Genomic DNA, 24,137 nt, shown 5'->3' with positions numbered 1-24,137 from the left:
AGATTTTTAATGAAGATTTTCTGTTTCAGCCACAGCATATGCCTCTAATTGAAGATCATCATTATCTTAAAATTTGTGCTCAATTAGCATCATCTTTAAGCATAAGTATTGCAGCCGCTCGAAGAAAAGTAGAGGTTGCAGCGGCTAAAGAAGGGAAAAAAGATTTGCAATCAAGAAAAGAAATTGCTCAAAAGATCCTTGAGCAATCTCTTAATGATAATCAAAAACAAACTTTATCTGCCTCTGCCTCATTTGATCACTTGTTGAAAGCTCTAAAAGAAGAGGAAAATTTTATGCTTGAAGATTAATTAATCTTTTGGTTAAAAAAATTAGTGGTCAAAAATATTAGTAAATCTTCTTCTATCAAGCTCGGAAAAAATTGGTACACACTGGAAACATTTTTGTGCTAAGTCAAATCTATCTTCACGTATCAACATCTCCTGAAGTTTCTGTTTAGCCCGTAGTAAATATCTAACATCATTTGCAGCATAGATCAGTTGTTTTTGAGTTAAATCTCCAACTTTTCCCCAGTCACTGCTTTGAGCTTGTTTATCTAATTCAACTCCAACAGTTTCCATAATCACTTCTTTTAATCCGTGTCTTGGACTGTAAGTTCTACCAATTTTACTTGCAATTTTTGTACAAAAAATTGGATTAACATCAATATTTAGATTACTTGCTAAAGCAGCCACATCAAATCTTGCAAAATGAAAGACTTTTTCAATTGTTTTTTTCTCAAGAATAGATTTTAAGTTGGGTGCTGAATGTTGGTTTTTTTCTATACGAATACAAATAACATTATCTAATTGATCACATATTTGTATTAAACATAGTCTGTCTCGGCCATGAATTAATCCCATAGCTTCAGTATCAACTGCTAATGCTAAAGATGAGCTTAGAGCAATTTTAGTTTCATTATCTATGTCTTGATCAAAGATCTTGAAGGTCGACGGTTCGTCAAGTTTTTTTGGCATAATAGATTTAGTGGAATTTAATTAACAAGTGATTTTTCCATGATTGAATTCTAATACCTTTCATGATGAAAAATATTTAGGAAGTTTATCGAGTTTATTTTTTCAAATATCTTTTAATTCTTTTAGCTCACTTTTGTAGCTATGTTTTTCATAACAATTAAAATTAAAGGGATTTTATTTTTGAGATGCAAAGCGCATTCTCCTCAACTTTATTTCTTACTATCCTCTTGGCTATAGGTTTGGGTTTTTTTCTGCGAGCTGCAAGTAAAGACCGCACGACAGTTGTAGATGTTCAGTCTCCTTTACCTCCCCTTGAAGTTATGGAAGGAATTAGTTTTTGGTTAGAAGAACGTGGTTGGAAAAAGAATGGAGGCAATGTGGAAGAGAAATTGTTGATCTTCAATGGCAATGTTGCTTCTAGTACTTTTTTGATTGTCTTTTTATCTTGCCTTGGAGGACTGGGATCAGCTTGCTTGGGTCTGGTTCTGATTCAGCTTTACCCCTCTTTGAGTTGGTGGCCTTTACTGCTAGCTGTAATTGGTGCACCTCTGGCAGGGATTATTTATCGTATTCGATCCCAACGAGAGGAATTATTAGAAGTTAAGTTGTTAAGTTCAGATTTATCAGATAGTAGTGTGTTAAGAATTAGAGCTCATCGTGATGAGTTGATAGCAATTCAGTCGGAATTATCTGAAAGTCTTAAGCTTAGTAGTGAAAATTCTCTACTTTCATCCCCTATTTAATTTTTAGTTGTGGAGAGAAATCAATTATTTAATCGTTTGAAATTTCTCGTATTTTTTATTATTTTTTATGCTTTTTCTCAACTTTATTACACTAGAAATTTTAATTTCACTCATGATTTCGAAGTAATTATTGGTGAAGGTTCAACTCTTCCTGCAAATTGGGTTGGGAGTAAAAATGTAGATAAAAATATCCCTATTTTAATATTAGCTGGACATGCAGACTCTCAGGGGTTAGCTGGCGCTGGTACTCCGGGAGAAGCTGTGGATAAGTTTGGAAAGAATCCAATGCATCCTGAAATTAGTGATGAACTTTTTTGGAATTTAAAGTTACAAAAATCAGTTGTGAATATTGGCAAAAAGAGAGGCTTAAATATCAGATCGTATGATCCTGGGATAAGAAATATTGATGATGCTAATGATCCAAGAACAAATTGGTCAGTAGGTAGGAAATTTGCCAAGCAAGGTGGATATGCGATTGAGATTCACTTTGATGCGTATGGTAAATATGGAGTCGGTTCAGGATTGATACCACCTTTTTCTGAAACGCCAAACAGAATAGACGAGTCAATCGCAAAAAAATTTGGAAGGTTTCCAGTTTTATTTAGAGGAGGTTTAGGTGCTCCAAGAAGGCAAATAAGGATTCTTGAAATTGGGAAATTAGAGGGTTTACTAGAACAAAATCTAAGAAATTTAAAAACTAGGCAAAGAACAATCAATCTTATAGCTAATGAAATAGTTCAGGCTTTTTTAAATGGGATAACTTAGAAGTGGTAAATTTAATCCAATGCTTGATGTGCTAGACACCTCTCTTCAAGCGTTTTATCTGTAAACCAGTCTTGAGGCTTAGTAAATAAATCTGTCAATAGTGCTTCACGTGAATTGTTTTCTGGCTTGTATCCATACTCCCATCTTGCTAAGGGTGGTAATGACATCAATATTGATTCGGTTCTTCCATTTGTTTGTAATCCAAAAATGGTCCCTCTATCCCAAACTAAATTGAATTCAGCATATCTACCTCTCCTATAAAGTTGAAAGTCTCTTTCTTTGTTTGAAAATTGTTGATTTTTTCGTTTTTTTATTATTGGCTCATACGAGGGAAGAAATGCCTGTCCGCATGCTTTGGCAAGTGAAAAAAGATTTTCCCAATTCAAAGAATAGTGACCTAATTCTTTTGAGATGTGAGATGCTTTCCCTTTGGCATTTTGTCCTTTATAAAGTAAACCTGAGCCGTCTTGATAGTCATAAAAAATACCTCCAACTCCTCTGGTTTCATTTCGATGTTTTAGAAAGAAATATTCGTCACACCACGGTTTGAAAACTTTATGAAGATCTTTGTTGATTGTGTCACATGCGGCTTTATGACATGAATGAAAGTGACGCGTATCAGATAGATATGGATAAAAAGGGGTCAAATCTGCCCCTCCCCCAAACCACCAAACAGGACCTGCTTCAAAATATCTGTAATTCAGATGAACAGTCGGTATGTAGGGGTTTTTGGGGTGAAGAACCATGGAGGTTCCTGTTGCAAACCAAGAGTGACCTTTCGCTTCTGGCCTTTGGCTAATTATTGAGGGTGGAAGTTCATTCCCATAGACTTCAGAAAAATTAACTCCTCCCTGTTCAAAGATTTTCCCATCTTTCAAGACTCGTGAACGACCCCCACCACCCTCTGGTCTTTGCCATGATTCTTCTAGGAATTTGCCTTCTCCATCAATAGTCTCTAAGCCAGTACAAATTTCATCTTGAAGACCTAAAACAAGCTTTTTGGCTCGTTCTCTTGAATTTTTTGCCGGTAAAATGGCTTGATTTGGTGAGGAGGACAAAATTGATTGTATTTTGCTTTCTTTAAAAAATACTTTCAAATGATGCAAATTTCACATCAATATTGGAAAAGTTTGTATTGCGAATATTTTTTACTTTTTACCAAAGCCAATATCATTGGATAATGAGTTGGAATATTTGTCGATTTTTTTACTATTATCGGGTGAATAGAAATTAAGAATGACAACTAACGAGAAGGTTTTAAAAGCGTTTAATTCAGTCAAAGATGTCGGAAGTGAACGATCTATTGTTGAACTTGGATGGTTGCATATCGTTTCAGTAAAGCCACCGAAGATTGTTGTAAGACTCACCCTTCCTAATTTTGCCTTAGCGCAAAGAAGTCAAATAGCCAATGATATTAGGAAATGCATTGATTTACTGGAAGACATAGAAGAAGTACAAATTGAGATAGGGGACTCATCTCCATCTGCGGAATCTCCTATTGGTCAGGCCGGGCATGGTGCTCAATCTCTGGGATTAACTCCAATACCAAAAGTGAAGAATGTTATCGCTATAAGTAGTGGTAAAGGAGGCGTTGGTAAAAGTACTGTTGCCGTAAATTTAGCTTGTGCGCTTAGTCAAAAAGGTTTTAAGGTTGGCTTGCTTGATGCAGATATCTATGGGCCAAATACCCCTTACATGCTTGGTGTTAGCGAAATAACTCCTGAAGTTAATGGTTCTGGCGCAGAGCAAATGATTATCCCCATTGAAACATGTGGAATTGGAATGGTTTCAATGGGATTATTGATTGATCAAAATCAACCAGTGATTTGGCGTGGCCCAATGCTTAATGGAATTATTCGACAATTCTTGTATCAAGCTTCTTGGGGAGAACGTGATTTTTTAATAGTGGATCTTCCTCCTGGGACAGGGGATGCTCAACTTTCTCTAGCTCAGGCAGTTCCCATGGCAGGTGTGCTTATAGTCACCACTCCACAAAATGTATCTCTTCAAGACTCAAGAAGGGGACTAGCAATGTTTAAACAATTGAATATTCCTGTACTAGGAGTGATAGAAAACATGACGTATTTTATTCCTTCAGATCAACCTCAAAAATCATATGAGATTTTTGGCTCGGGAGGTGGAGAGCAATTAGCTAAAGAGAATGATGTACCCTTGCTTTCTCAGATACCAATAGAGTCAGATACTTTTTCGGGTACCGGTAAGGATTTGCCTGTAGTTCATACATCTCGAGATTCAATAACAGCAAAAGTATTTTTAGAACTTGCAGAAACTCTATCTAATCAATTATCAGTTAAACATTGATTTAAAGTCATGATAAGTTTTGGTCGAAAGAAAATATCTAATTCAAAAATAGTTAGAAACAGAAAAATTTGGAAAGATACTGATTTTATAATTTGGATTGTACCTTTTATTTTAGTACATTTATCTTGTTTTTTAATTGCAAGTACTCAAAGAAATATTGGAATTGCAGATTGGTATCACCATGCAATCATTGCTTACATAGGTTCTTTAATTGTTTATTTTTTAGCTCAAGTTCCTTTGCAAGATCTAAGAAAATATATTGTACCAACATATGTCTTTACTATTTTAACCCTATTATATGTAAATTTTAGTGGTACTTCTGCTTTAGGAGCACAGAGATGGTTCAGCTTTGCTGGCGTGTATGTTCAGCCATCGGAGTTTGCTAAATTGACCTTAATACTTGTTTTGGCTTCTATTTTAGATCGAAGAAGATTTACTAATTTATCGCATGTAATTAAACCTTTATTAGTTTCTATTTTCCCTTGGATTTTGGTTTTCATACAACCTGATCTAGGTACATCTCTTGTTTTTGGCTCGATACTTCTCGGCATGTTGTATTGGTCAGGGATGCCATATGAGTGGACATTTATTGTTTTGGCTACTTCAGTTACAGGATTCTTGTCTTACTCATACCCATTGGGGCTTTTTTTATGGTTCCCAATAATTGTTTTTTTGTCTTATAAGTCTCTTCCAAATCAAAGAAAAATACTAATAATAATAGTTCTCACTCATTCATTAATAGCCAAAACTTCCTCTTGGTTTTGGGAAACTTTATTAAGAGATTATCAGAGAGACAGACTAATTCTTTTTCTTGATCCCAGCCAAGATCCTTTAGGTGGTGGCTATCATATGCTCCAAAGCAAGATAAGTATTGGATCTGGAGGATTGGCGGGAACTGGTTTGATGCAGGGTCAATTAACTAAATTAAAATTCATACCAGAGCAACATACTGATTTTATTTTTAGCGCTCTTGGAGAAGAGACAGGTTTTATAGGAACTTTATTGGTCTTATTTTTATTTTTTATTCTAATTTTTCGATTGATCAAGATAGCTATTGAGGCGCGCACTGATTTTGAATCTTTGATTGTGATTGGAATAGCTTCAATGTTTATGTTCCAAATTATGGTGAATATATTTATGACCATTGGTCTAGGACCTGTCACTGGAATCCCATTGCCTTTTATGAGCTATGGAAGAACGGCATTGTTTGTTAATTTTATAAGTTTGGGCCTTTGTTTATCTGTATCTAGAAGAGGACAGTCAATAAGAAAAAATCTCTAATTAAACAATTATGCTTATTTTATTTGTAAATGCATTAGTTGAGTCTCAGTAGAGTTTTAAGTATTGCTATGGTTAAGCACTCATTACCATCTTGAGGTTAAGTTTTTCATCTATGTAAAGGAAGGAATCCTCACTTTAAGATCAAACATTAGTTTCATTGGATTAGTTATTGTTGAATTTATGGGATATAAGGTGTAATCCTCACCTTGTAAACCCTGACTAATAACGAATTAGTTCTTATGTTTTTATTTTTTTAAAGACTTTAATTTGCCACTTAAATTGAATTACTTAGAAATTTTCAATCAATCCAATTGAAAATAACTATCTAAGGCACCTCACGAGTTGAAACTCTATTTTTCATGATTTTTCGCCCTTTAAAATCTAATCAATCTTATGGATTTAAGGGTTTGTATGAGGTTTGGAGATTTTCGTGAATACGCCTCTAGTAACAATCAAAGCATTACAAACAAGGATGGCTAAAGGTGTTCCTCAAGCCAAATGTAGTGAATCTGCAGTAAGGAGAATGTGGTGGGCGGCTCTAGATACACTTCAGTCAGACATTCTCCTGCCTATGAACCTTACAAGAGGTTTGTGGTTGTCTTCTCCTTTACCTGCATTATACGAGCCTAAATTACTCAAGAAATTTCAAGGATGGGTATGGGCTCCCAAGGATCTTGTAAATCTAACAAATCCTTCTATGGGGATGTTGCCGCCCAGTCAATCAGTTTCGATGGATTTTCATAATGATTCCTCAAGCTATGAGCGATTGACTCTTCTGGAGGAAGATGGGAATGATCCTTTGTTAATAGTAATTACTCCTGAAATTCAAATTGCTTTGGCCCTGGAAGGTAGTTGTGTTGAGAGAAAATTATTAATGCGCAGTGATCCCGAGACTTTGAGTGACCTTTTGACGTTACTTGACAACAGATTGAATACAGAAAATGTTGAACAAGCAAATAATCTTCGAAACGCACTTGGAGAATTGGGTCAGCTAAAAACGAATGATGATTTATCTAAAGTATTTTGGCCTTTACTATCTCAACGACTTGCAGATATTGCACCAAGTTTAAATATTCAAACTTTGCCTGATACTTTAATTAATGATCAGACATCAAGTTCAAGAAATAGTGAAATTTCCTTGCTAGAGGCTTTGACACATGAAATAAGGACTCCTCTGGCGACAATAAGAACTTTAATAAGATCTCTTCTACGAAAACAAGACTTACCTAGGGTAGTTGAAACACGTTTGAAGCAAATCGATATTGAATGTACAGAACAAATTGATCGTTTTGGTTTGATTTTTAATGCAGTTGAGTTAGAGAGGAGTAAGCCAGGAGAGACAAATTTAGCTTTAACTGATTTAGGTAAAATGCTCACAATGTTATTTCCTGTTTGGAGTAATCAGTTAGAACGAAAAGGATTGAAACTTATTCTTGATATCACACCAGATTTACCAAAAGTCTTGAGTGATTCTGAAGGGCTTGAATTAATGCTTACGGGTCTTATTGATCGTAATAGTCGTGGATTGCAAACCGGTGGAAAATTAACTTTGAAATTGAGGCCAGCGGGTCAAAGACTAAAACTTCAGATTTTAACTCAGCTTTCCACAACTACTCATTCTGAAATTTCAGAAAGTTGTTCCAATGAAGAAATTGGTCCAGTACTTAGCTGGAATCCTTCAACAGGAAATTTGCAGCTTAGTCAGGCTGCAACGCAAAGACTTTTGAAAAGTCTTGGGGGCCGACTTACCAATAGGAGAGATAAAGGAATTACTATATTTTTTCCTATTTCTGAATTAAAAGAATTTGATCTAATTGATTAATGTTGACGCGTGTGAAGTTGACGTCCAATGAGTCAAAAGGCACAAAATAAAGTGCTAATTTAAAAATATAAAGAAAAAGTTGATTTAATTGAAAGCATGACCGAAGTATTACCTGGAACACTTCCAAAACACATTGGTAGCACCGGTGGTTTATTAAATTCGGCTGAAACCGAAGAAAAATATGCAATTACCTGGACAAGTAAAACCTCTGAGGTATTTGAGCTTCCAACGGGAGGAGCTGCAGTAATGCATGCAGGTGATAATTTGATGTACTTTGCAAAAAAAGAGCAGTGTTTTGCTTTGAATACTCAATTAAGAGGGTTTAAGCCAAGAATTGAAACAAGCAAAATATATAGAATTTATCCTGGAGGGGATAGAGAATTACTTTTCCCTAAAGATGGCGTCTTCTCTGAGAAACCCAATGAAGGAAGGTTAAAAGAAGGTTTCAACAATAGACGAATCGGAGAAAATCCGAATCCAGCAAGCTTGAAATTTAGTGGAAAAAAAACTTACGATGCATGACTAATCTAATTTAAACTGTTGACCCCTTTAAATATATGTATTGGGCTGCCATTATGCAGTCATGCTTAGCTTAGATAAGGAACAATTTCTTTTATCAGCTTCCAGCGGGGCAAACTATATTCCCTTGGCAAAAAGTTGGCCGGCTGATTTGGAAACCCCCCTTACCACCTGGCTTAAAGTTGGTAACGACAACCCTCCAGGGGTACTGCTTGAATCAGTAGAAGGTGGAGAAACTATTGGCAGGTGGAGTGTGGTTGCATCAGATCCTCTCTGGCAGGTGAAAGTTAGTGGTGATGAATTGACTAGATGTTGGAGAACTGGAAAACAAGAAAAGTTTCATGGAAATCCAATTGAAATACTCAGGGAAATGCTTAAGCCTTATAAATCTGTGTCTTTATCAGGGTTACCGCAACTAGGACAACTTTTTGGAATGTGGGGTTATGAACTAATTCAATGGATTGAGCCCTCTGTACCCACCCATGAATTATCAGATCAAGACTTGCCTGATGGTATTTGGATGTTTATGGACAAAATTCTTATTTTTGATCAAGTCAAACGTCTAATAACAGCTGTGGTATATGGAGATTTAAGTAATGGGGTTTCCCCTGGTCAAGCTTATGAAATCGCTTGTGAACAAATCAATCAACTTCAAGACCTAATGGCAGCTCCTCTAAAGCCAGTCAAGTCTTTAAAATGGAATGAAAATGCGAATAGATCAGTTGATATGAAGCAAAAAACATCAAAGAGTGAATTTGAAAAAAGTGTTAAATCGGCAAAAGAATTTATCAAGAAAGGTGATGTTTTTCAGTTGGTTATTAGTCAAAAATTGGAGTCGACTGTAATACAAAAACCTTTTGAGTTATATCGAAGCCTGCGGATGGTAAATCCCTCTCCATTTATGGCATTTTTTGATTTTGGAGATTGGCAACTTATTGGTTCGAGCCCGGAGGTAATGGTTAATGCCAAACAAACTGACAAGGGTATTCAAGCAAGTTTGAGACCAATTGCTGGTACACGTCCAAGAGGTAAAAATGATTTGGATGATGCAATCCTTGAGAAAGATCTTTTAAAAGATCCAAAAGAAAGAGCTGAGCATGTGATGTTAGTAGATTTAGGTCGAAATGATTTGGGCCGAGTTTGCATCCCAGGTAGTGTTTTTGTAAAAGAATTAATGGTTATAGAAAAATATTCGCATGTAATGCACATAGTCAGTGAGGTTGAAGGTACTTTAAAAAAAACAAATGATATTTGGGATTTATTAATTGCTTCTTTCCCCGCTGGAACTGTTAGTGGAGCACCAAAAATAAGAGCTATGCAACTAATTAATCAATTAGAAAAACAACGTAGAGGTCCTTACTCCGGTGTTTATGGCTCAATAGATTTAAATGGAGCCTTAAACACAGCAATTACTATCAGAACAATGGTTGTTCGTAGGAACAATAAAAATGACTGTATAGTTCAAGTCCAAGCTGGAGCTGGAGTCGTCGCAGATTCCATTCCTTCTAATGAGTATCAAGAAACTTTAAATAAAGCGAAAGGAATGTTTACTGCTTTAGCTTGCTTAGAAGCTCCTGATTTATGACCAACTTTATGCTTTTAAAGGGGTTTGAAGTGGAGCTTTTTACAGGTACATTTGCAGGCGAAAATGTAGGAGTTGCATCTGCTATAACTAAAGATTTATCAGATTTTGTGAAAGAACCGGATCAAAGAAATCTTGAGTACATAACTGTTCCAGATCAAAGATATGAAGTTTTAAAGCATGCACTGTTACTACCAAGATTAAAACTTAGAAAATGGCTTGATTGTAAAGAACTCACCATTCTTCCTGGGAGCACTTTAAGTCTTGGAAATACAGAAAAATTTGAAAGGTCAGATGTGGAAAATTGTTATCACTCTTTTATAGAAAAAAATTATGGAACAAAAGTCGTAACAGCAAGTATTCATATTAATTTAGGTATTGAAAACCTATCTTTACTGTTTTCGGCTCTTCGTTTGGTTCGATGTGAGGCATCATTATTTTTGGCATTAAGCGCTAGCTCTCCTTTTTTAGGAGGAAATGCAACTGGAGCACATTCTCAAAGGTGGATTCAATTCCCTAAGACACCCTCTAATGTCCCCATGTTTGTAGATCATGATCACTATGTAACATGGGTTGAAGATCAGTTATCGCAGGGGAATATGCAAAATGAAAGACATTTGTGGACATCAGTTCGGCCGAATGGTCCAGAAAGACCTCATGTATTAAATCGATTAGAGCTAAGGATATGTGACTTGATCTGTAATGTTGATTTGCTCCTAGCAATAACAGCGTTACTTGAACTAAGAATTATCAATCTTAAAAACAATATAAAAAAATATGATCCCATGGAGGCCAGTTTTAAAACACTCAAAGAATTGGCTCTATTAGCAGATGAAAATGATTTGCTTGCCGCTAAATCAAGTCTCGACGCAAATTTATCTCATTGGAAAACTGGAAAACAAATAAAATGTCGTGATTGGATAAATGAACTTCTTTTAGAGGTGACTCCTTTGGCTAGGCAGCTTGATATGTTTGAGTTATTGCAACCTATTGAATCTATTTTAACAAACGGAAATCAATCAATGATATGGCTGAATTCTTATTCCAAGGGAGTTTCAATTCAGTCTTTGCTTCAGAAAGGTATTAGTGAAATGGAACGAGAAGAGACCAATTTCATTCAATTGAAACAACCCATTAGTGACTAAGTCGGGAGAACTGCCTCATAATAGGTTTATGTTGAAAAATTCTTCTAACGCAAATATCTCTCATCACTCGACAGAAAGTGTTGAGGATAAAGATCCTGGATATTTATTGCAGCAAAGACTTGAACTGGTTGAGGATCTGTGGAAAACAGTTCTCAAAAGTGAATGTCCTCCTAATCAAACAGATCGATTATTGCGTTTAAAGCAATTAAGTGACCCTAGCAAGTCAAATAAAGATAATTCTTCGCAAGCTATAGTTAATTTGATTACAGAAATGGATTTAGCAGAGGCGATATCTGCTGCTAGAGCTTTTTCGCTTTATTTTCAGTTAGTAAATATTTTAGAGCAACGTATAGAGGAGGATAGTTATTTAGAAAGCATGAAAAAAGGGAAGTTAGACAATAGTCATGACAACATAGATCCTTTTGCTCCTGCTTTGGCGAGTCAAACTGCACCAGCAACTTTTCGACAATTGTTTGAGCGATTACGTCGTTTGAATGTTCCTCCAGCCCAGCTTGATGCTTTAATGAGGGAAATGGATATTCGTCTTGTCTTTACAGCTCACCCAACTGAAATAGTTAGACATACCGTCAGACATAAGCAACGAAGAGTAGCCACTCTTTTGCAACAACTTCAATCTAATAGCTTAATCTCCGAGTCTGAGAAGGAAATCTTTAGGCTGCAATTAGAGGAGGAGATAAGACTTTGGTGGAGAACTGATGAACTTCATCAATTCAAGCCGACTGTTCTAGATGAAGTTGATTATGCGCTTCATTATTTTCAACAGGTTTTGTTTGATGCCATGCCACAATTGAGAAGGAGGCTATCTACGGCATTGGCTTCAAGTTATCCAGATGTAGAGATCCCTAATGAGGCCTTTTGTACATTTGGTTCCTGGGTGGGCTCAGATCGAGATGGCAATCCGTCCGTCACTCCTGAAATTACATGGAGAACAGCCTGTTATCAAAGACAATTAATGTTGGATAGATATATTGCTTCAGTTCAAGAGCTCAGAGATCAATTAAGTATATCTATGCAATGGAGTCAAGTAAGTTCTCCTTTGCTAGAGTCATTGGAAATGGACAGAGTTCGTTTCCCGGAGGTCTATGAGGAGCGAGCTGCCAGATATCGGCTAGAACCTTATCGATTGAAGCTTAGCTATACACTCGAGAGGTTGCGACTTACTCAAATACGTAATAAGCAGCTAGCAGATGCTGGGTGGGAATTCTCTCCTGAAGTTAAGCCTTTAGCATCTACAAATAATAGTTTTGATGATTTGCTTCACTATAGATCTGTAGACGAATTTAAAAATGAATTAGAACTTATTAGGAATAGTTTGGTTAGTACTGATCTTACATGTGAACCTCTGGATACCTTGTTAAACCAAGTTCATATCTTTGGGTTCTCTTTAGCAAGTTTAGACATTAGGCAAGAAAGTACTCGTCATAGTGATGCGTTGGATGAACTCACTCGCTATTTAGATCTTCCTGAGTCATATGGATTGATGAACGAGGAAAGTCGCGTCATTTGGTTAATGAAGGAATTGAATACTCGGAGACCACTTATCCCTCCTGCTTTTGATTGGTCTAAAAGCACTCAAGAGACTATCTCAGTTTTTCACATGCTTCATAGGCTTCAAAAAGAATTTGGTACTCGTATTTGTCGCTCATATGTAATTTCAATGAGTCATACAGCATCAGATTTATTAGAAGTTTTGCTTTTAGCCAAAGAGTCAGGATTGATTGATCCAACTTTAGGATCTGCTGATTTTCTTGTTGTTCCATTATTTGAAACGGTTGAGGACTTACAACATGCTCCTTCTGTCATGGAGTCTTTACTTAAGAAAGATGTTTATAGAAAATTACTTCCACGAGTAGGAGAGAAAAAACAACCTCTTCAGGAACTTATGCTTGGATATTCTGATAGTAATAAGGATTCTGGTTTCCTCTCAAGTAATTGGGAAATTCATAAGGCCCAAATAGCACTACAAGATCTCGCTAGCAGACAAGGTATAGCTTTACGTATTTTTCATGGTAGGGGAGGGTCAGTAGGCAGAGGAGGTGGACCAGCTTATCAAGCAATTTTGGCTCAACCAAGTGGTACGCTTCAAGGCCGTATAAAGATCACAGAGCAAGGCGAGGTTCTTGCCTCAAAATATAGCCTTCCAGAATTAGCTTTATATAATCTTGAAACTGTTACTACAGCGGTTCTCCAAAATAGCTTGGTTACTAACAAATTAGATGCCACGCCAAGTTGGAATGAATTGATGACCAGGCTGGCTGCTCGTTCAAGGGAGCATTATCGAGCTTTAGTTCATGATAATCCCGACTTGGTTCAATTCTTTCAAGTAGTTACTCCAATAGAAGAGATCAGTAAGCTGCAAATTTCTAGTCGTCCTGCACGAAGAAAAAGTGGTGCAAAAGACTTATCAAGTCTTCGTGCAATTCCATGGGTCTTTGGTTGGACTCAAAGTCGATTCCTCTTGCCTAGCTGGTTTGGGGTTGGTACGGCGTTAGCTACTGAACTAAAGACAGATCCCAATCAAATGGAGATGTTGAGAATGTTGAATCAGAGATGGCCATTCTTTAGAATGTTGATATCTAAAGTAGAGATGACACTTTCGAAAGTTGATTTAGATGTTGCCCACCACTATATGCTTAGTTTAGGTGGCAATGATAATCGTGAAGCATTCGCTGGAATTTTCGATATCATCTCAAGTGAATATAATTTAACAAAGAAATTAATTTTAGAAATTACTGATAAGTCAAAACTTTTAAGTGCAGACCCTGCTTTGCAATTGTCTGTAAATCTGAGGAACAGGACTATTATTCCCTTGGGATTTCTACAGGTCGCTCTTCTCAAGCGATTAAGAGATCAGAATCGTCAACCACCCATTAGTGAAGATTTGAGTGCTGACTCTGGTCAAAGTTTACGTACATATAGCCGTAGTGAATTATTGCGAGGAGCATTGTTAACTATCAACGGCATTGCTGCAGGAATGAGAAACACAGGATGACATGCTTGGATTAAATTCAGGAAATAAATGCCCCAAAATTCCTCAGGGCTTTGTTTTACTCAGGAGTGAACCTGTTTCTGTACGTAAAATAAATAGGCTTTTATTAAGATGTAAACAAGATACCCATCAACCAAGGAAGTTAGAATTAGCTTTGAAAAAGTCTGATTTTTATTTAACTCTTCTTCAAAAAACTTCTGATAATCTTGTTGGCTTTGTTCGTGTGACTAGCGATAAGGGTTTAAATGCAAATTTGTGGGATTTAGTCGCAGAGCCTGGGGATCAACAAGAAACGTTCATGTCTATTATGGTTTTCAAAGCAATCGAAATTATTAGACGAGAGTTGCCAGGCTGTAGTATTTCCGTTGCTGCTCCATTAATTTCACTTAATCCATTAAAAGCTAATGGATTTTTATTGGATCCAAATGGTATAAAAACAATGGGATTTAAACTTTGAGAAATTATTTTTACGAGCATGGAGGGACTCGAACCCCCGACTCTCAGAACCGGAATCTGATGCTCTATCCAACTGAGCTACATGCCCAACAAGGGGTTGATATTAAAAAAGGCCAAATACTGAGACCTTATTAAAATTAGCTTACATACAAATCCCATAAAGCAACATTCAACTTCATCAGTTAGAACTTAATAATTTTCGAAATTATCGATGTTTTCAGTTGGAGTTAACTGAAAATCGATTAATATTAATAGGTCAAAATGGAGTTGGGAAATCTAATCTTCTTGAATCTGTGGAGCTATTGTCTAGTTTACGCTCTCATCGATCTAATCGAAATCAAGATTTAATTTATTGGGACCAAGATCAGGCTTTCCTATCTGCGAAAATTGACGATGATCAAAAAGTTTCTTTAGAATTAAATAGAAAAGGTGGGAGAAAAGCCTATAAAAATGAAAAACTTTTAACTCGTCAAATTGATTTGATCGGACCGATGAGAAGTGTAGGTTTTAGTGCTCTTGACCTAGAATTAATTAGAGGAGAACCTGCTCTAAGAAGAAATTGGCTGGATAGGATTGTTCAACAACTTGAACCAATTTATTCTGACTTGGTCGGAAGGTTTTCTAGATTGCTTAGGCAAAGAAGTCAGTTATGGCGTAATTTCAGTGCTCAATCGAACGAGATTCAAAATATTCTATTGGATTCTTATGATAGGCAAATGGCTTTGGTAAGTACAAGAATCCATCGAAGGCGTAGGCGTATTTTAGATCGTCTACTTCCAATAGCTTCAAACTGGCAAGAACATTTAAGTAATAGTAAGGAGAAACTTACTATTACATATTTACCAGGTAGTAAACTTGAAGGTGAAGAGAGTGAAAGGCTTTGGAGGGAGAGTATTGAACGTCAACTTTTGGCAATGAGGCCTGATGAACAGATTACGGGTCATTGCCGAGTAGGTCCGCATCGTGATGATGTACATTTTTTAATAAATGGAGTAGATGCTAGACGCTTTGGTTCTGCTGGTCAGCAGAGGACTATTGTGTTGGCTTTGAAATTGGCCGAATTAGAATTAATTAAAACGGTGTTTGGCAGATCTCCCATTTTGCTTTTAGATGATGTTTTAGCTGAGCTGGATCCAAAACGACAATTATTGCTTTTAGATGCTGTTGGCCAAAAACATCAGTGTTTAATTAGTGCAACACATTTGGAATCTTTTGAAGGTGAATGGGTACGAAACTCACAATTAATGCAATTAGATTCTTTTAGTTGAAACTATTGGTCGGTTATTGTGGAAATGATTTTTGGATAGATTATGGAACCTTTTTTCCCCGAATTGCATCCAAACCCTGGATGGCCCGATTCTTACAAGTCACATGATGCAGAAATCACTCATGCTAATTCTAGTGAGAATATAGGAAGGCACTGCATACTTGAACTTTACCAATGTGATCATGCGAAGCTTAATGATGAAGCTTTTATAAGGACAACAATCACATCATCGGCCAAAATTGCTGGTGCAACGCTCATAAATTTGGTAACACACAGTTTTAAACCTCAGGGAGTTACTGGACTCGCGTTATTAGCTGAATCTCATATCTCAATACATACATGGCCAGAGATTGGTTATGCAGCCATTGATGTATTCACTTGTGGTGACCATACGATGCCTGAAAAAGCTTGTAAAGTACTTTTCAAAGATTTTTTGGCTAAGAACTTCTCTTTTAAAAATATTGCCAGAGAGATTCCTTCAGGAATTCAAGCTTTGCATCGTGAACCCTGAGCAAAATCAATACTTTAAGTAAATCAAAAATTATTTCGAGATGAGATTTGATCTTTCAGGTGGTTTTCTTTATGTCTCTAGTGAGTTTGCCACTAATAAAACCTTCTAGATCAAGGCTTATTGAATGAAAACCTAAAGATAAAAAATATTTAATTAATTGATTTCTTTGAATGATTTTCAGAAAGTTGTTTATTTCATGTGCGGGTAATTCGATTCTTGCTGATAGACCTTGACTTCTTACACGTACCTTGGAAAAACCTTGATTAATAATCCATTCTTCTGCTAAGGCAATTTGCTCCAGCCTTTTTGAACTTATTTCCTCTCCAAAAGGAATGCGAGAGGCTAAACATGGCTGAGCAGGTTTATCCCACCAAGGTAATCCTAATGATTTGGAAATCGAACGAATTGATTTTTTATCTATTTTCAGTTCGGCCAGAGGTGATATCACGCCTGCTTGATTAGCTGCCTTAATACCTGGTCGAAAGTCGCTAAGGTCGTCATGATTGACTCCATCGAGAACTTGAGCATTATTGTATTTTTTTGAAATTTTATGTAAATGCTTGTGCAATTCTTGTTTGCACGCAAAGCATCTATTTTCAGGATTCTTAAAGTAATTTGGCTCATTGATTTCATGGGTTTGACATTCTTCATGACGAATACCAATCCAAGCCGCTTGAAGACGTGCTTGCTTTAGTAAATATGGAGCTAAAGAAGGAGAGACGCCTGTAACTGCTAGGGCTTTTAAGCCTAACTGTTCTTGCGCTATGGTGGCTACTAAAGAACTATCAACGCCTCCAGAGAAGGCAACACATGCATTATTTATATCTTTAATAAATTCCCTTAACAATTTTAGTTGCTCAAGTTCTAATTCAGATAAAGATTCAAGTTGACTGAAAAACACTTTTTTAGAGGATCATTAATTTGTTTGAATTTAACGTTCTGAACTCTTTCATCTTTGTGTGTATTTTGCATATTCTATGACGTGTAATGAAGAAGAAGTTAAGTTGCATGCATAAAAAGCAGAATTATCGATCGTGGTATCAAACGGTATAGGAATTACGACAGCATCGGAAAGCCAAGAACGAAGTCATGGACAATTACATGTTTATGACGGAGAGGGTAAAGGCAAGAGTCAAGCAGCTTTGGGGGTGGTTCTGAGAACTATAGGTCTGGGTATATGTGAGAAAAAACAAACAAGAGTATTACTTCTTAGATTTTTGAAAGGGCCTGGTCGCTCTTATGACGAAGATTCAGCAATTGATGCTTTGCAGCAAGGTTTCCCCCACTTGATTGATCAAGTTAGGACTGGCAGAGGTGAATTTTTCAACGTCGATCAATCTACAAAATTTGATTATCAGGAAGCTCAAAGAGGATGGGACATCGCAAAGGGGGCGATTGCCAGTGCCTTATATTCAGTTGTTGTCCTAGATGAATTGAATCCTGTTTTGGATTTGGGTTTATTGCAAGTTGAAGAAGTTGTGAAAACACTTACTGCACGACCAAGTGGTATGGAAATCATTGTCACTGGTAGAGCAGCACCAAACCCTTTAATTAAAGTTGCTGAACTACATTCTGAGATGAGAGCTCACAGGCGCCCTGAGATCAATAAAGAGGAATGTCTTGTTGAAAATAATGTTGGCGGAATTGAAATATATACAGGGGAAGGGAAAGGCAAATCAACCAGTGCTTTGGGTAAAGCTTTACAAGCTATCGGTAGAGGAATTAGTCAGGATAAAAGTCATCGTGTTTTAATTTTGCAATGGCTTAAGGGTGGTAGCGGTTACACAGAGGATGCTGCTATTGCAGCTCTTCGAGAAAGTTATCCTCATTTAGTGGACCATCTTAGATCTGGTAGAGATGCGATTGTTTGGAGAGGCCAGCAAAAACCCATTGATTATGTAGAAGCTGAGAGAGCATGGGAAATTGCAAGAGCAGCGATTTCAAGTGGTCTTTATAAGACAGTTATTTTGGATGAGTTAAATCCGACTGTTGATTTGGAACTCATACCAGTTGAGCCTATCGTTCAAACATTACTTCGCAAACCATCAGAGACCGAAGTGATTATTACAGGAAGATGTAAAAATCAACCTCTGTATTTTGATTTGGCAAGTGTTCATTCTGAGATGGTGTGTCATAAGCACTATGCAGAAAAGGGAGTTGATTTAAAGAGAGGAGTTGATTATTAGTTTCAATTAATATTTTCTTTGTTCCAGGCATCAATACCTCCTTCAATATTTACACCTTTAATTCCAAGTTTGTCTAAATGCCTTAGTGCTCGCAATGACCTTTTTCCACTTTTACAAAATACATAAAGATTTTTTTGCGCGGCAAGAATTTTGATTTCATTGATGGACTCCCCACTTTCAATTGTACTTAGGGGTATGAGCCTTGAGCCTGAAATTGAAAATTCATTATGCTCGATTTGGTTGCGAACATCTATCAATAATGTCTCTTTAGATCCTTGACTAAGAAGTGTTTTTAATTCCTGCACTGAAATGCTTTTTATATCTAAATCGACCTCATTTTTAACTTTAGTCTCTGAACAGAAGCTTTTATAATCTATTAATTTATTGATATTGCTACTCTCTTGACTAGATTTCAATGTTAGCTCCTTAAAGCTCATCTCTAGTGCATTAAAAATGAGGACCCTTCCATCTAGTGGAGAACCAATATTTGTTATTATTTTTATTGCTTCAGCTGCTTGAATTGTACCTATAATTCCTGGAAGAATTCCAATAACACCAGCTTCAGAGCATGATGGGATTAATTCTTGTGGAGGTGGCGTTGGAATAAGATCTCTATAGCTAGGACTATCTTGATTCAAGTTAAATATACTTACCTGACCATCGAATCGTGCAATTGAACCATATACGTGAGGTTTCTTGAGAATTATAGAAGCATCATTAATTAGGTAGCGTGTTGGGAAATTGTCTGAGCAATCACATATCACGTCATAGGCTCTAAGTATTTCTAAAGCATTACTACTTGTTAGCTTTTGATTGAATAAATCCACTCGACAAGAAGGATTTATTTTGAGTATGCGTTGTTTGGCAGAATCTGTTTTTAATAGGCCTATTGAATCAGTTGTATGAATGATTTGCCTTTGTAAATTTGAGTATTCAACCACATCAAAATCAACTATTCCGATACGTCCTATTCCAGCGGCAGCAAGATAAATTAAAAGTGGAGATCCGAGTCCCCCAGTCCCAATGCAAGCAACTGAGCTTGTCTTCAATTTTTTTTGACCTGTAATACCTATTTCAGGAAGGCTTATATGTCTTGCATACCTGGTAAGTTCATCGAGATTTAAATTTGCGTCATTCTGGCTTTGCCCCATGAGTCAACCCTTTCATGATTTACTTACGTTAAAGAAATAAATTTAATTTTCACGCTATGAAAATCAAATTTATTTTTGATCCACCATGCCTTTAAATCTCCATCCTTATTTGAAATAACCATAAGACCAGGAGATTGGTGGAAGAATAAATCCATTTCCGAAGGTTTGTTTTCACTTGAAGGATGAGAGTGAGCACAGCATAAAACTTCTAAATCATTTTCTCTTGACCATTTTTGAGAGGCAATTTGATCTTTTGCGTCTATTTCGAAGCGAGTATTTTTTGATGGTTGGATTTTTTGATTAGCAAAAACTCTTATATTTTGATTAATTAAGAATGTTTCTGGTTCTCCCCACACATTACGACAATTCCAGATGTGCATTACTTTCCAAAAATTTTTTTTTGCATCTGTTATGGAAGTTTTTTTTTGGCCTATTAATATAGCGCAGCCTTCAGCCGGTTCAGCTGCCTTTAAAGAACTAGAGAGAACATAATTTGTCTCGTTATGGAACTCAATATATTTTGGAATTTTCATCAGAAAAAGTGAGTTAATTCGGCATCCTCTCTATTTTGGTTCGGACTTATCCCTATATAGCCTATGGCATTTCTTAAATTAATTCGATACGCTCGGTCCATAACTGCTTAGTCGCTTGTGTTCATGTCTGATGTAAATCCTGATTCTAAAGATGAATCCAAGGGAGGGAAAACTGAAGGTGTTAATTTTTCAGAACGTTACAGTGATGTAATGGGGAAAGTTAATGAATCATTAAGCAAAATTGATTGGACCCAAATGGGTAAGTATGGAAAGGCCGCAGGAATCATTGCTGTGGTTGTTCTTGCTCAAGTATTAATCAAGGTTGTTATTGATACAGTTAATTTTTTCCCCATTCTTCCTGGTTTACTTGAACTTCTTGGAATAGTTGTTTTAGGCCAGTGGAGTTGGCAAAATTTAACTACAAGTGAAAAAAGAACAGCTGTTTTTGATAAAGTTCAAACTCTTAAAAAAGAGTACCTAGGATAAATTAATAATAAAACAATCAAAGATCTGAGGTCTCGTTACATACGTGATCTCAGATCTTTTAGTTTTTTTAATGAATTTTCTTTGTATGATCCACCAAACATATTTGCGTGGTTAAGCAAATGGTAAAGATTATAAATATTAGTTCTATCTTTTGAAAGCCTATCTAATGGCCAGATCTGTTCGTATCCTTTATAAAATTCTCTATTAAAACCGCCAAATAATTTAGTCATTGAGATGTCAACTTCTCTGTCAGCCCAATATGAAGCAGGGTCATAAAGACTTCCTAAACCATCTTGAGTACTTCCACAATTACCTGACCAAAGATCACCATGAACTAATGAGATCTTTGGGTTATGGTCGTTTAGGTATGAGCTTAAATATATTAAAACATCTTCATAATCATCAACTATGAGACCCCATGCTTTTGCCTTTATAAGTTGTGGTCTAAGACGATAATTGACAAAGAATTCGCCCCAGTTACTACCCCACCCTCTTGCTTGGGTGCTAGAACCTATAAAACCTTCTTTATCCCATCCGAATTTTTTTTGGCTCGACTCACTCGATGATTTATGCAGTAGTGCTAAACCTTGTCCAAGGAGATTTTGTTGGGATTGTTCGAGATCTATCCATTCTAAACAAAGTACAGATATGTCTTGATAAGCTATTAGATCAAGTGTTTTAGGAACGCAGATATACGATTTGTCAGCAAATCTTTTGAGAGCAGAAAGACACTCACGTTCGAACTTAAACATATTAATATTGTCTATATGATTTGATTTAGCAAACACTCTTTTGCCATTTTGGAAATAAATGCACCAAGCTTTGTGGATACAACCTCCGCCTACCGGGATTATTTTTTCTACTAATGAGTTTTTGTTTACTTTATTTGAACAGGAAAGAGCATTTTTGATTAATTCCTCCATTCACCTTATTCTCGCTTGATAATTTTTTATGTCTGAAGAATCTATCATTGTTGTTGGGGGTGGGATAGCTGGTTTAACAGGTGCTGCTCTTCTTGCTAGAGAGGGTTATCAGGTAACTTTGGTCGAAGCACATACTCAATTAGGTGGCTGTGCAGGAACTTTTAAAAGAGGTTCTTATACTTTTGATGTAGGCGCTACTCAAGTTGCAGGTCTTGAGAGCGGAGGAATTCATCATCGTTTATTTAACTATTTAGATATTCCTTTACCTGATGCGAAAATTTTAGATCCTGGATGTTCAGTTGTTCTTGGTGATGGGAGTAGGCCAATCAATCTTTGGCATGATCCATTAAGATGGAATCAAGAAAGAAAAGAACAATTTCCAGGGAGTGAAATCTTTTGGTCATTATGTTCTAAAATTCACGAAAGTAACTGGGATTTTGTAGAGAGAGATCCCGTACTTCCTGTAAGAAATTTGTGGGATTTAAGACAATTAATTAGAGCTATACGTCCTTCAAATCTTTTAACAGGTTTTATGAGCAAGTTGACTATTGCAGATTTGCTTAAAATAACTGGTTGTCATCAAGATAGACGTCTACGAAGTTTCCTAGATCTTCAATTAAAACTGTACTCTCAAGAGCCAGCGAGTAGAACGGCAGCTTTATACGGTGCAACTGTTCTTCAAATGGCCCAATCTCCCAGAGGGTTATGGCATCTTCATGGATCAATGCAAGTTCTTAGCGATTTGCTGGAAGATAGTTTTTTGAGAGATGGTGGGAACCTTTTAATAGGTCATAGAGTGACTAAAATAATCAGTCAAACAAAATCAAACATTTTTCATGTCAATGTGATTGATAGGAGAAAAAATTTGATAGAGTTGAAAGCATCGGATATTGTTTTTAGCTTGCCTCCTCAATCTCTTTTGGATTTAATTCCTATTGATGGAGGTTTATCTACAACATATCGTGAAAGTATAAAAAAATTACCCAAACCTAGTGGTGCAGCTGTATTTTATGGAGCTCTTCGTCGTGCCGACTTGCCAGTTGATTGCCCAGGACATATTCAAGTATTCGATGAGAATTTTGGCTCTTTATTTATTTCTATAAGCATGGAAGATGATCAGCGTGCACCAGTGGGAATGGCTACTTTAATTGCAAGTGTATTTGTTGATATTGATCAATGGTCTAATCTAGATAATCAATCCTATGCCAGAAAAAAAAATATTTTATCAAAACAGATACGAACTATTTTGAATAAAAAGTTTGATTTGATGGAGTCGAGTTGGGATTATCAAGAATTTGCAACTCCGAGAAGCTTTGAAAAGTGGACAGGTCGTCCTCGTGGAATAGTCGGAGGGCTTGGTCAGCATCCAGATCGATTTGGGCCTTTTGGCTTGTCAAGTAGAACCCCTCTAAGAGGTTTATGGCTTTGTGGAGATTCAATTTATCCCGGCGAAGGTACAGCTGGTGTAAGCCAATCAGCCATGATGGTTGTCAGACAACTAATGGAATTAAGAGGTAGGCATTTGAATATCCCTGTCTTTAATTCTTAGGTTTTGAAATGAAATTTTGTCTTTCTTCCTGAGTATTGACTAACATTTTCTCTAACTCACTCCAGTTCTCCTCCAGTAAATATTTTTCAAAAAGATTTAGAGAATGTCTATAAGAGGCCAAATGTCTCTCAATATTTTTCTTATTAAATTTTGCCATAGAGACTCCCAGTTTTGGATTGCCACCTCCAACTCTAGAGGTATCAGAAAATCCACTGGATGCAATACTTTTTGCAAGTGAATATAAGGAAGGCTTTACATCAGTAGTTAATGTGTTGAGCAACGCCGCGCTAATTAGAACTGGTAAATGTGAAATCAATCCAACAGCTTCATCATGTATTTGAGCTTCAGAGCTTATCCATTGACTCCCAAGTGATAAAGCAATTTGTTGCACTATTTCGAGAGCTTTTTGATCAGTTTCTTTACTTGGGGTAACAACCCATGGCTTGTTTTTAAATAAATTATGTTGACCTGCGTGAACACCAGATTCTTCGGTCCCAGTCATTGGGTGACTGGCTACAAAACGCGGATGTAGCTTGTTCCAAGTATTTAAAATAGGGACTTTCACAGATCCAACATCAGTAACAACAGCATTTCTAGGGATGGCATTGATCAGTGCTGTTGAAGGATTTAGGATCTGTTCCAGTGGTAAAGCAATATAAATAAGAGAACAATTGTTTAATAAGCTTGTATCAGTGCTGACAATTTGGGCTAGTTTTCTTTCTCTTGCTTTTTGTGCACTTTTTTCTCGATGAGTAATTCCATAAACTGTATATCCAAGCTTTTGGAGATCTAAGCCTAAGGAACCTCCAATTAGACCTAATCCAACAATTCCAATATTTTTAGAGGTTTTTGTTTTAAGCTCCATAGATATTATTGTTCTATATCTTTATTGATAGGGCAACATGATTAAAA

23 protein-coding genes and 1 tRNA gene are annotated in these 24,137 nt (G+C 36.5%); 16 read left to right on the top strand and 8 right to left on the bottom strand.

The genetic code is table 11. From position 1 onward, the window contains the following. The first annotated feature begins 38 nt into the window (after positions 1–38). The gene (locus AC6EI2_RS06820) at positions 39–308 is read left to right on the top strand and encodes a DUF8658 family protein (protein ID WP_498461603.1); all 270 of its coding nucleotides are present in this window, start codon (positions 39–41) and stop codon (positions 306–308) included. Between the two features lie 21 nt (positions 309–329). Here AC6EI2_RS06820 and AC6EI2_RS06815 read toward each other — a convergent pair whose 3' ends face one another. Then, positions 330–974: a ribonuclease D gene (locus AC6EI2_RS06815; protein ID WP_498461602.1), complete on the bottom strand. Its 645-nt coding sequence runs from the start codon at positions 972–974 to the stop codon at positions 330–332. 185 nt (positions 975–1,159) lie between these two features. Between AC6EI2_RS06815 and AC6EI2_RS06810 the strand changes: the two genes are divergently transcribed. Together AC6EI2_RS06810 and AC6EI2_RS06805 are read left to right on the top strand one after the other, a co-directional pair. Beyond that, positions 1,160–1,717 carry a cofactor assembly of complex C subunit B gene (locus AC6EI2_RS06810; RefSeq protein ID WP_498461601.1) on the top strand — a complete coding sequence of 186 codons (558 nt, stop codon included), beginning with the start codon at positions 1,160–1,162 and terminating at the stop codon, positions 1,715–1,717. A gap of 9 nt (positions 1,718–1,726) precedes the next feature. Further along, positions 1,727–2,482: an N-acetylmuramoyl-L-alanine amidase gene (locus AC6EI2_RS06805; protein WP_498461600.1), complete on the top strand. Its 756-nt coding sequence runs from the start codon at positions 1,727–1,729 to the stop codon at positions 2,480–2,482. Between the two features lie 11 nt (positions 2,483–2,493). Here AC6EI2_RS06805 and hemF read toward each other — a convergent pair whose 3' ends face one another. Beyond that, complete coding sequence (gene hemF, locus AC6EI2_RS06800; RefSeq protein WP_498461599.1) at positions 2,494–3,540, bottom strand: oxygen-dependent coproporphyrinogen oxidase; 1,047 nt, start codon at positions 3,538–3,540, stop codon at positions 2,494–2,496. Between the two features lie 178 nt (positions 3,541–3,718). Between hemF and AC6EI2_RS06795 the strand changes: the two genes are divergently transcribed. The 8 genes from AC6EI2_RS06795 to AC6EI2_RS06760 all read left to right on the top strand — a co-directional run bounded on the left by AC6EI2_RS06795 (position 3,719) and on the right by AC6EI2_RS06760 (position 14,620). Beyond that, on the top strand, positions 3,719–4,804 hold the full coding sequence (locus AC6EI2_RS06795; RefSeq protein ID WP_498461598.1) for an Mrp/NBP35 family ATP-binding protein: 1,086 nt from the start codon (positions 3,719–3,721) through the stop codon (positions 4,802–4,804). 9 nt (positions 4,805–4,813) lie between these two features. Beyond that, positions 4,814–6,085, top strand: coding sequence for a rod shape-determining protein RodA (gene rodA, locus AC6EI2_RS06790; RefSeq protein WP_498461597.1), 1,272 nt, complete (start codon positions 4,814–4,816; stop codon positions 6,083–6,085). A 430-nt stretch (positions 6,086–6,515) separates the two neighbouring features. Beyond that, a complete protein-coding gene (locus AC6EI2_RS06785) occupies positions 6,516–7,907 on the top strand; it encodes a sensor histidine kinase (protein ID WP_498461596.1) in 1,392 nt (463 codons plus the stop codon). A 96-nt stretch (positions 7,908–8,003) separates the two neighbouring features. Further along, positions 8,004–8,429: a photosystem I reaction center subunit II gene (gene psaD / locus AC6EI2_RS06780; protein ID WP_498461595.1), complete on the top strand. Its 426-nt coding sequence runs from the start codon at positions 8,004–8,006 to the stop codon at positions 8,427–8,429. A 61-nt stretch (positions 8,430–8,490) separates the two neighbouring features. Further along, entirely contained in the window at positions 8,491–10,011 is a 1,521-nt protein-coding gene (locus AC6EI2_RS06775; protein ID WP_498461594.1) for an anthranilate synthase component I family protein, read from the top strand. Then, the gene (gene gshA / locus AC6EI2_RS06770; RefSeq protein WP_498461593.1) at positions 10,008–11,153 is read left to right on the top strand and encodes a glutamate--cysteine ligase; all 1,146 of its coding nucleotides are present in this window, start codon (positions 10,008–10,010) and stop codon (positions 11,151–11,153) included. Before AC6EI2_RS06775 ends, gshA begins: the two co-directional genes overlap by 4 nt. 28 nt (positions 11,154–11,181) lie before the next feature. After that, the gene (gene ppc / locus AC6EI2_RS06765; RefSeq protein ID WP_498461592.1) at positions 11,182–14,166 is read left to right on the top strand and encodes a phosphoenolpyruvate carboxylase; all 2,985 of its coding nucleotides are present in this window, start codon (positions 11,182–11,184) and stop codon (positions 14,164–14,166) included. 1 nt (position 14,167) lies between these two features. Continuing rightward, the gene (locus AC6EI2_RS06760; RefSeq protein ID WP_498461591.1) at positions 14,168–14,620 is read left to right on the top strand and encodes an N-acetyltransferase; all 453 of its coding nucleotides are present in this window, start codon (positions 14,168–14,170) and stop codon (positions 14,618–14,620) included. Between the two features lie 13 nt (positions 14,621–14,633). On the opposite strand, the gene AC6EI2_RS06755 is transcribed toward AC6EI2_RS06760, so the two are convergent. Then, positions 14,634–14,707, bottom strand: a tRNA-Arg gene (locus AC6EI2_RS06755). A 133-nt stretch (positions 14,708–14,840) separates the two neighbouring features. Between AC6EI2_RS06755 and recF the strand changes: the two genes are divergently transcribed. Both recF and speD read left to right on the top strand, forming a co-directional pair. Further along, complete coding sequence (gene recF, locus AC6EI2_RS06750) at positions 14,841–15,887, top strand: DNA replication/repair protein RecF (RefSeq protein WP_498461590.1); 1,047 nt, start codon at positions 14,841–14,843, stop codon at positions 15,885–15,887. Positions 15,888–15,929: 42 nt separating this feature from the next. Next, on the top strand, positions 15,930–16,397 hold the full coding sequence (gene speD, locus AC6EI2_RS06745; protein WP_498461589.1) for an adenosylmethionine decarboxylase: 468 nt from the start codon (positions 15,930–15,932) through the stop codon (positions 16,395–16,397). A 55-nt stretch (positions 16,398–16,452) separates the two neighbouring features. On the opposite strand, the gene larE is transcribed toward speD, so the two are convergent. Next, complete coding sequence (gene larE, locus AC6EI2_RS06740) at positions 16,453–17,298, bottom strand: ATP-dependent sacrificial sulfur transferase LarE (RefSeq protein ID WP_498461588.1); 846 nt, start codon at positions 17,296–17,298, stop codon at positions 16,453–16,455. A 133-nt stretch (positions 17,299–17,431) separates the two neighbouring features. Between larE and AC6EI2_RS06735 the strand changes: the two genes are divergently transcribed. Beyond that, positions 17,432–18,583, top strand: a complete 1,152-nt coding sequence (locus tag AC6EI2_RS06735; RefSeq protein WP_498461587.1) for a cob(I)yrinic acid a,c-diamide adenosyltransferase — start codon at positions 17,432–17,434, stop codon at positions 18,581–18,583. A 2-nt stretch (positions 18,584–18,585) separates the two neighbouring features. Here AC6EI2_RS06735 and moeB read toward each other — a convergent pair whose 3' ends face one another. Together moeB and AC6EI2_RS06725 are read right to left on the bottom strand one after the other, a co-directional pair. Further along, complete coding sequence (moeB, locus tag AC6EI2_RS06730) at positions 18,586–19,734, bottom strand: molybdopterin-synthase adenylyltransferase MoeB (protein ID WP_498461586.1); 1,149 nt, start codon at positions 19,732–19,734, stop codon at positions 18,586–18,588. Between the two features lie 23 nt (positions 19,735–19,757). Next, entirely contained in the window at positions 19,758–20,267 is a 510-nt protein-coding gene (locus AC6EI2_RS06725) for a M67 family metallopeptidase (RefSeq protein ID WP_498461585.1), read from the bottom strand. Between the two features lie 123 nt (positions 20,268–20,390). Between AC6EI2_RS06725 and AC6EI2_RS06720 the strand changes: the two genes are divergently transcribed. Then, positions 20,391–20,753 carry a CAAD domain-containing protein gene (locus AC6EI2_RS06720; protein ID WP_498461584.1) on the top strand — a complete coding sequence of 121 codons (363 nt, stop codon included), beginning with the start codon at positions 20,391–20,393 and terminating at the stop codon, positions 20,751–20,753. A 35-nt stretch (positions 20,754–20,788) separates the two neighbouring features. On the opposite strand, the gene AC6EI2_RS06715 is transcribed toward AC6EI2_RS06720, so the two are convergent. Beyond that, on the bottom strand, positions 20,789–21,676 hold the full coding sequence (locus AC6EI2_RS06715; protein ID WP_498461583.1) for a fructosamine kinase family protein: 888 nt from the start codon (positions 21,674–21,676) through the stop codon (positions 20,789–20,791). A gap of 28 nt (positions 21,677–21,704) precedes the next feature. On the opposite strand from AC6EI2_RS06715, the gene crtD reads away from it, so the two are divergent. Next, complete coding sequence (crtD, locus tag AC6EI2_RS06710; RefSeq protein WP_498461582.1) at positions 21,705–23,225, top strand: C-3',4' desaturase CrtD; 1,521 nt, start codon at positions 21,705–21,707, stop codon at positions 23,223–23,225. Here crtD and AC6EI2_RS06705 read toward each other — a convergent pair. Next, positions 23,215–24,090 carry a prephenate/arogenate dehydrogenase gene (locus AC6EI2_RS06705; RefSeq protein WP_498461581.1) on the bottom strand — a complete coding sequence of 292 codons (876 nt, stop codon included), beginning with the start codon at positions 24,088–24,090 and terminating at the stop codon, positions 23,215–23,217. The two genes, crtD and AC6EI2_RS06705, sit on opposite strands and share 11 nt — an antisense overlap. Between the last annotated feature and the right edge of the window lie 47 nt (positions 24,091–24,137).

This window comes from Prochlorococcus sp. MIT2302 (assembly GCF_059772385.1).
The sequence above is the reverse complement of the archived record's forward strand: the minus strand, read 5'-3'. Positions and strand labels throughout refer to the sequence as shown.

Excerpts from the sequence above, each read along its gene's own strand:
- crtD (WP_498461582.1), top strand. The coding sequence starts at position 21,705 with ATGTCTGAAGAATCTATCATTGTTGTTGGGGGTGGGATAGCTGGTTTA.
- AC6EI2_RS06720 (WP_498461584.1), top strand. The coding sequence starts at position 20,391 with ATGTCTGATGTAAATCCTGATTCTAAAGATGAATCCAAGGGAGGGAAA.
- moeB (WP_498461586.1), bottom strand. The coding sequence starts at position 19,734 with ATGGGGCAAAGCCAGAATGACGCAAATTTAAATCTCGATGAACTTACC.
- AC6EI2_RS06775 (WP_498461594.1), top strand. The coding sequence starts at position 8,491 with ATGCTTAGCTTAGATAAGGAACAATTTCTTTTATCAGCTTCCAGCGGG.
- ppc (WP_498461592.1), top strand. The coding sequence starts at position 11,182 with ATGTTGAAAAATTCTTCTAACGCAAATATCTCTCATCACTCGACAGAA.
- rodA (WP_498461597.1), top strand. The coding sequence starts at position 4,814 with ATGATAAGTTTTGGTCGAAAGAAAATATCTAATTCAAAAATAGTTAGA.
- AC6EI2_RS06810 (WP_498461601.1), top strand. The coding sequence starts at position 1,160 with ATGCAAAGCGCATTCTCCTCAACTTTATTTCTTACTATCCTCTTGGCT.
- AC6EI2_RS06725 (WP_498461585.1), bottom strand. The coding sequence starts at position 20,267 with ATGAAAATTCCAAAATATATTGAGTTCCATAACGAGACAAATTATGTT.
- gshA (WP_498461593.1), top strand. The coding sequence starts at position 10,008 with ATGACCAACTTTATGCTTTTAAAGGGGTTTGAAGTGGAGCTTTTTACA.
- speD (WP_498461589.1), top strand. The coding sequence starts at position 15,930 with ATGGAACCTTTTTTCCCCGAATTGCATCCAAACCCTGGATGGCCCGAT.
- AC6EI2_RS06760 (WP_498461591.1), top strand. The coding sequence starts at position 14,168 with ATGCTTGGATTAAATTCAGGAAATAAATGCCCCAAAATTCCTCAGGGC.
- AC6EI2_RS06795 (WP_498461598.1), top strand. The coding sequence starts at position 3,719 with ATGACAACTAACGAGAAGGTTTTAAAAGCGTTTAATTCAGTCAAAGAT.
- AC6EI2_RS06820 (WP_498461603.1), top strand. The coding sequence starts at position 39 with ATGCCTCTAATTGAAGATCATCATTATCTTAAAATTTGTGCTCAATTA.
- AC6EI2_RS06715 (WP_498461583.1), bottom strand. The coding sequence starts at position 21,676 with ATGGAGGAATTAATCAAAAATGCTCTTTCCTGTTCAAATAAAGTAAAC.
- psaD (WP_498461595.1), top strand. The coding sequence starts at position 8,004 with ATGACCGAAGTATTACCTGGAACACTTCCAAAACACATTGGTAGCACC.
- AC6EI2_RS06705 (WP_498461581.1), bottom strand. The coding sequence starts at position 24,090 with ATGGAGCTTAAAACAAAAACCTCTAAAAATATTGGAATTGTTGGATTA.
- AC6EI2_RS06815 (WP_498461602.1), bottom strand. The coding sequence starts at position 974 with ATGCCAAAAAAACTTGACGAACCGTCGACCTTCAAGATCTTTGATCAA.